We start from the raw sequence: 6,340 nt of genomic DNA on the forward strand, positions 1-6,340 counted from the left end.
GGCGCCGCGCCGCTGCTGACCGCCCTGCGCGACCTCGGCGCCCGCGCCCGGCTCGGGACCGGGCGCGCGGGCGCGGCGCCGCGCCCGAGGCCGTCCGGTCCGCTCGCCACCCTCACCGGGCGCGAGCGGGAGGTGCTGAAGCTCGTCGCCGAGGGCCGCAACAACCGGGAGATCGCGGCGGCGCTGTTCATCTCCCCCAAGACGGCGAGCGTGCACGTGTCGAACATCCTCGGCAAGCTGAACGTCTCCAGCCGCACCCAGGCCGCCGCCGTCGCCCACCGCGAGGGAATCTGATCTTGCAATGGCGGACCGGGCGCCGGTAATGTGCATTTCGTGACTGCCGGGTCGGCCATGGGCCACGAGCGAGTGAGGTTCCCGGCCTCCGAGTGAGGCCGGAGCGGGCCCGAGGCCCGCCTCTTCCACTCCCCCTTCCTCTTCACCTTCCGCGCGCGCAGCGCATCGTCCTTCATGCGCGCAGCGCGACGTCATCAGGCATGCCCGCGCTTCCGGCATGCCCTTTCATCACCTTTCCCAAGCCGCGGCCGCGTTCTTTCCGCGGCTTATTCGCCATGCCCGAAAACAGGAGACGAATGGATTTCAACAAGCAGGTCATCGAGGAGTTCCGCGCGAACGGCGGGCGGGTCGGCGGCCCGTTCGAGGGCGGGCGGCTGCTCCTGCTGACCACCACCGGAGCGCGCTCCGGCGCCCCGCACACGACGCCGCTCGGCTACCTGCCCGACGGTGTCGGGCGCGTCCTGGTCATCGCCTCGGCCGGGGGCTCGCCGAGGAACCCCGCCTGGTTCCACAACCTGGTGGCGAACCCGCGCGTCACGGTCGAGAGCGGCGTCTTCGCCTACGAGGCCGACGCGGTCGTCCTGGAGAGGGACGAGCGCGACCGCGCCTTCGCGCGGGCCGCCGAGGCCGATCCCGGCTGGGCCGCGTACGAGGAGAAGTCGGGGCGGACGCTGCCCGTCGTCGCGCTGGTCCAGGTCGCCGCCGGACCGCCCGGCGGACCGGAGTCGCCCAGCGCCATGCTGGTCGCGGTGCACGACGCGTTCCGCGGGGAGCTGGAGCTGATCCGGAAGGAGGTGGCCGCGTCCGGGGCCGCCGTGGGCGCCCAGCTGCGGGTCAACTGCCTGACGATGTGCCAGGGGCTCGGCCACCACCACATGGGCGAGGACCAGCGGTTGTTCCCCGTGCTGGAGCGGCGCCACCCCGAGCTCGGGCCGGTGCTGGCGGAGCTGAGGGACGAGCACGAGACGATCAGCGCGCTGCTGGAGGAGCTGCGCCGCGTCCTGGACGCCGGCGACTCCGCGTCGCTGCTCGCCGAGGTCGACCGGCTCACCGCCGCGCTGGAGGCGCACCTCGACCGCGAGGAGGAGCGGCTCGTCCCGCTCCTGGACGCCCTGGAGTTCTAGGGGGCGCGCCTAGAGGAGGCCGCGGCCGGGGATCAGCGGCAGGTCCAGGGCGGTGAGCAGGCCGGGGGGCGCCTCGACGACGGCGGGGACGGCGTTGACCAGGCGCATCGCGGTGGCCTTCAGGCCCGCGGTGTTGTGGTCGCCGTCGGTGCCGAGGAGCCTCAGGTCCACCGTGTAGTTCGGCTCGCCGCGGACCTCGACGCGGTAGCAGCCCGCGCCGGCGGGCTGGGGCCAGTCGGGGGCGAGGTCGTCGCGCAGCCGGGTCACGTGCTCCAGGACGACGACGGCCTCGCCGCCGCGCATGCCCCGCACCTCGAACCGCAGGGCGGCGGCCGTGCCCTTCTCGATGGTCCCGGCGGAGACGGCGAAGGTCTCGGGCGCGGGCAGCCGGGTGTGCCACTCGGCGATCCCGTCCAGCTCCACGCCGAGGCCGGCGGCGATCTGCCGGACGACGCTCCCCCACGCCATGGTGAGGACGCCGGGCTGCAGCAGCATCGGCACGTCGTCCATCGGCCGGCCGAAGCCCATGATGTCGAAGAGGACCGTGGCCTGGTCGTAGGTGTTGTAGTTGAGGATCTCCATGCAGCGCACCTGCTCGATGCGCTCGCTTATGCCGGTGACGGCGAGTGGAAGCACGTCATTGGCGAAGCCGGGGTCGATGCCGTTGACGAACAGGGACGCGCCGCCGGCCGCCGCCGCCTCGCGCACCGGGTCGGACATCCCGGGCGGGACGACGCCGTCCGGGAACTGCAGGAAGACGGGGCTGCTGGAGACGACGTTCACCCCGGCGCGCAGGATGCGGCACAGGTCGTCGATCGCCTCCGTCAGCCGGACGTCGGCCATCGAGGTGTAGACGACGCAGTCGGGCCGCAGGGCCAGCAGCGCCTCGGCGTCGCCGGTGGCGGTGACGCCGAGGTCGCGGCCGAGGCCCGCGAGGTCGCCGGCGTCGCGGCCGACCTTGGCCGGGTTGGAGACCCACACCCCGGCGAGTTCGAGGTCGGGCCGGGCGTCGATGCCGGCGATCGCGTGCCGCCCGACGTTGCCGGTGCTCCACTGGACGACGCGGTAGGTCACAGGTCCTCCAGACCGAGGTCGAGGTTGGGGGCCTCGATGCCGCCGTCCACGCGCAGCACGCTGCCGGTGACGTAGGCGGAGGCGGGCGAGGCGAGGTAGAGGACGGCGGCGGCCACGTCCTCGGGCTCGCCGACGCGGCGCAGCGGCGTCCTGCGCTCCATCTCGGTGCGCAGCTCGTCGCTGGTCATGACGACGTCGAGCGCGGACGTCGCGACGGAGCCGACCGCGACGGCGTTGACGCGCACGCGCGGGGCCAGGTCGAACGCCGCGAGCCGGGTGTAGTGGGCGAGGGCCGCCTTGGCGCTGCCGTAGGCCAGGTAGCCGCGGCCCGCGATCCGTCCCATGGCCGAGGAGATGTTGACGACGCTTCCGCCGTCGGCCTTCAGCAGGTGCGGGACGGCCGCGCGGGTCAGCGCGTGCGCGGTGCCGACGTTGAACCGGAACGCCTTCTCCATGTGCCGGGGCGAGGTGTCCAGGAAGGCGGCGGGCATGGCGCCGCCCATGTTGTTCACCACGACGTCCAGGCGCCCGAACTCGCCCGCGGCGAGGTCGGCCAGCTCGGCGGCGGACTCGGGGTCCGCGAGGTCGGAGGGGACGACCAGGGCCCGCCGCCCGGCCGCCTCGATCCCGGCCGCGACCTCGTCGAGCTGCTCGCGCGTCCGCGAGGAGATCACCACGTCGGCGCCCGCCTGGGCGAGCGCGACGGCGGTGGCCGCCCCGATCCCCCGGCCCGCGCCGGTCACCACCGCCACCCTGCCGTCGATTCGGAACCGCTCCGAGATCACCGGCGTCACCTCCGGTCCGTCGCCTCACCGCCCGCACAGCCTACGCAGGAACTAGAACCTGTTTCAATACCGGCGCGGCGGGCGGCGCGTGACGGGCGCACAGGGGCGGACGGTACATCTTCACGGGTCATTCGTGATGTCCGCTACTGGTCCATTTCCGACATGACTGCAATTCTTTTCCCCGTGCGTTCCGGCAAACGGAGCACGAGGAAGGGGAGACCGGCGTGGACAAGGGGTACGAGCTTTACTGCCTCGCAGACGAGCTCTTCTACGATGCTCCGCCGGTGACCCGCAGCACCGACTTCGCCATCACGCGCCGGGAACTCCCCGAGGGGTGGGAAAAGGTCTTCGGCGACGAATGGGTCGTCTATGTTCCGCCGGTTCAGCGCGCTCCCGAACAGGGCTGGAAAGTGCATGTCTCCGGGTGTCCGGAAAGCGCCGGGGAGGCGCTCGCCGGGGCGTGGGAGTACTGCGTGGCCCGGGGAATCGAGTTCAAGCATCTGCGCGGCCCGGGAACGCTCCGCAGGCGCAACGCCAAGTACGCGCCGCGCGGGGCGAGCGGGAAGCTCGTCACGGTCTACCCCGCGGACGAGGACGAGCTGGCGGAGGTGCTCGCCGGGCTGGGCGCGCGGCTGGACGGCCTGCCCGGCCCGTACATCCTCAGCGACCTGCGCATCGGCGAGGGCCCGCTGCACGTCCGGTACGGCGGCTTCGCGGAGCGCCGGTGCCTGGACGAGCAGGGCCGGCTCGTGCCCGCGCTGCGCGACGGCTCCGGGGAACTGGTGCCGGACCGGCGCGATCCCGTCTTCTCCGTCCCCGACTGGGTGAGCCTTCCCGCCTGCCTGGAATCGCATCTCAAGGCACGCGGCGCCACGACGACGACCGATCTGCCCTACCGGATCGACAAGGCCCTCCACTTCTCCAACGGAGGCGGCGTCTACGCGGCGACCGACACCCGCAGCGGCGCGAAAGTGGTGCTGAAGGAAGGCCGGCCCTATGCGGGTCTGGCCGCCGACGGCGCGGACGCGGTGACCCGGCTCCGGCGCGAGCGGGATGTGCTGGAAAAGCTCGACGGAATCGACGGCGTGCCCGCCGTTCTCGACTGGTTCACGCTCGGCGAGCACCATTTCCTGGTCCAGGAGTTCATCGAGGGCCGGACGCTCAACACGTTCTTCGCCGAACGGCACCCGATGCTCGATCCCGAGCCCGATCCCGCGAGGACCGCCGAGTACACGAAGTGGGCGCTGCGCGTCCACGAAGGGGTGGAACGCGTCATCGCCGCCATCCACGACCGCGGCGTGGTCTTCAACGACCTGCACATGTTCAACGTGATGGTGCGCCCGGACGACTCGGTCGCGCTGATCGACTTCGAGACGGCCGCGCCCGCGGCCGACGGCGGCCGGCAGACCCTCGCCAACCCCGCGTTCCTCGCCCCGCCCGACCGGCGCGGCGCCGACGTCGACCGCTACAGCCTCGCCTGCCTGCGGCTCGCCCTGTTCGTCCCGCTGACCACGCTGTTCGTGATCGACCGGGGCAAGGCCCGGCAGCTCGCCGACCTGATCGCCGAGAACTTCCCCGTCCCCCGGGCGTTCCTCGACGAGGCGGTCGCGCAGATCGCCCGGGACGCCGCGCCCGCCCCCGCGCCGGCGTTCACTCCGGACGCCGGCGGCTGGGAGCGCGCCAGGGACGCCCTCTCGCGGGCGATCCTCGCAAGCGCCACCCCCGAGCGGGCCGACCGGCTCTTCCCCGGCGACGTGGAGCAGTTCTCCGGGGCGTCGCTCGGGCTCGCGCACGGCGCCGCGGGCGTCCTGTACGCGCTGGACGTGACGGGCGCCGGCCGGTTCCCGGCCCACGAGGAGTGGCTGGCGGAGCGGGCGTCGAACCCGCGGCGCGGGACCGGGATCGGCCTGTACGACGGCCTGATGGGCGCCGCGTACGTGCTGTCGCGCCTCGGCCGCCGGGACGCCGCGCTCGCCGCCGTCCGGCACTGCCTGGGCGAACGGTGGGAGCGGCTCGGCGACGACCTCTACGGCGGCCTGCCGGGATTCGCGCTCGGCCTGGACCACCTCGCCCGCGCGACCGGCGACGTGTTCCTGCGCGAGGCGGCCCGCCGCTGCGTGGAGATCGTGGCCGAGCGGTCCGGCGGAGGGGGCGGCGGGCGTCCCGGCCTCATGTACGGCGGGGCCGGCGCGGCGCTGATGTTCGTCCGCGCCTACGAGCGCGACGGGAGCCCCGAGCTGCTCGACCTGGCCGCCTCGGCGCTGCGCCGCGACCTCGCCGCCTGCGTCACCGACCGCAACGGCGCCCTGCACGTCGACCAGGGCAGCCGGGTGCTGCCCTACCTCGGCCGCGGCAGCGTCGGCATCGGCCTCGTCCTGGACGAGTACCTGGCCCACCGCTCCGACGAGCGGTTCGAGGCGGCGCGCGACGCCGTCCGCGTGGCCGCGGCGTCCCGGTACTACGCGCAGCCGAGCCTGTTCAGCGGCCGTGCCGGGATGCTGCTCTACCTGGCCCGGCACGCCCGGTCGGGCCCCGGCGCGCGGGACGGGGCGCGCGTGGCGGGGCACGTCCGCGACCTCGCCTGGCACGCCCTGCCGTACGCGGGCGGGCTGGCGATGCCGGGCGAGCACATGTACCGGCTGTCGATGGACCTCGCGACCGGCACCGCCGGGGTGCTGCTCGCGCTCGGCGCGGCCCTCCACGACCCGGCTCCAGGACTGCCGTTCCTCGGGACGGCGCACAGGCCCTCCGTGGGGACCCCCACGGCGGCCACCTCTATCCAGCCCGAAAGGAGGTGACGAACATGGCGCTTCTCGACCTTCAGGGGATGGTGAGCGAGAACGGCGGCGGCGGCGGCGGCAACAGCAGCCTCAGCCTGCTCTGCCACAGCTCCCACAGCATCACGATCTGCCTGTGATGACGCTGGCGGCCATGGCCCCCGTGCCGGGGCCATGGCCGTCACCGTGTTTGGAGACCCCATGACCTCCCCTCCCCCGGCGGTCGGCGCGGACCGGCTGCTGCTGCTCGCCGCCGGGCGCGCCCGCGGCTGGACGGCGCTCGTCG

The 6,340-nt window shown here is 73.7% G+C and carries 6 protein-coding genes; 4 read left to right on the top strand and 2 right to left on the bottom strand.

Features of this window, described 5'->3' with window-relative positions; translation table 11 throughout:
- Together ABD944_RS41835 and ABD944_RS41840 are read left to right on the top strand one after the other, a co-directional pair.
- On the top strand, positions 1-294 hold a 294-nt coding region (locus ABD944_RS41835), incomplete at its 5' end, for a response regulator transcription factor (protein ID WP_345187754.1).
- A 296-nt stretch (positions 295-590) separates the two neighbouring features.
- Positions 591-1,418 (top strand): nitroreductase/quinone reductase family protein, encoded by an 828-nt coding sequence (locus tag ABD944_RS41840; protein WP_345187756.1) that lies wholly within the window; start codon positions 591-593, stop codon positions 1,416-1,418.
- A 9-nt stretch (positions 1,419-1,427) separates the two neighbouring features.
- Here ABD944_RS41840 and ABD944_RS41845 read toward each other — a convergent pair whose 3' ends face one another.
- On the bottom strand, positions 1,428-2,492 hold the full coding sequence (locus ABD944_RS41845; protein ID WP_345187758.1) for an NAD(P)H-dependent amine dehydrogenase family protein: 1,065 nt from the start codon (positions 2,490-2,492) through the stop codon (positions 1,428-1,430).
- Entirely contained in the window at positions 2,489-3,286 is a 798-nt protein-coding gene (locus ABD944_RS41850) for an SDR family oxidoreductase (RefSeq protein ID WP_345187760.1), read from the bottom strand. Before ABD944_RS41850 ends, ABD944_RS41845 begins: the two co-directional genes overlap by 4 nt.
- A gap of 215 nt (positions 3,287-3,501) precedes the next feature.
- Between ABD944_RS41850 and lanKC the strand changes: the two genes are divergently transcribed.
- Together lanKC and ABD944_RS41860 are read left to right on the top strand one after the other, a co-directional pair.
- Entirely contained in the window at positions 3,502-6,075 is a 2,574-nt protein-coding gene (lanKC, locus tag ABD944_RS41855) for a class III lanthionine synthetase LanKC (protein WP_345187762.1), read from the top strand.
- Between the two features lie 5 nt (positions 6,076-6,080).
- The gene (locus ABD944_RS41860) at positions 6,081-6,194 is read left to right on the top strand and encodes a SapB/AmfS family lanthipeptide (RefSeq protein ID WP_345187764.1); all 114 of its coding nucleotides are present in this window, start codon (positions 6,081-6,083) and stop codon (positions 6,192-6,194) included.
- Positions 6,195-6,340 lie beyond the last annotated feature (146 nt).

Source organism: Actinomadura verrucosospora, from assembly GCF_039540335.1.
GTDB classification, from domain to species: Bacteria; Actinomycetota; Actinomycetes; order Streptosporangiales; family Streptosporangiaceae; genus Spirillospora; species Spirillospora verrucosospora.

Excerpts from the sequence above, each read along its gene's own strand:
- ABD944_RS41840 (WP_345187756.1), top strand. The coding sequence starts at position 591 with ATGGATTTCAACAAGCAGGTCATCGAGGAGTTCCGCGCGAACGGCGGG.
- ABD944_RS41860 (WP_345187764.1), top strand. The coding sequence starts at position 6,081 with ATGGCGCTTCTCGACCTTCAGGGGATGGTGAGCGAGAACGGCGGCGGC.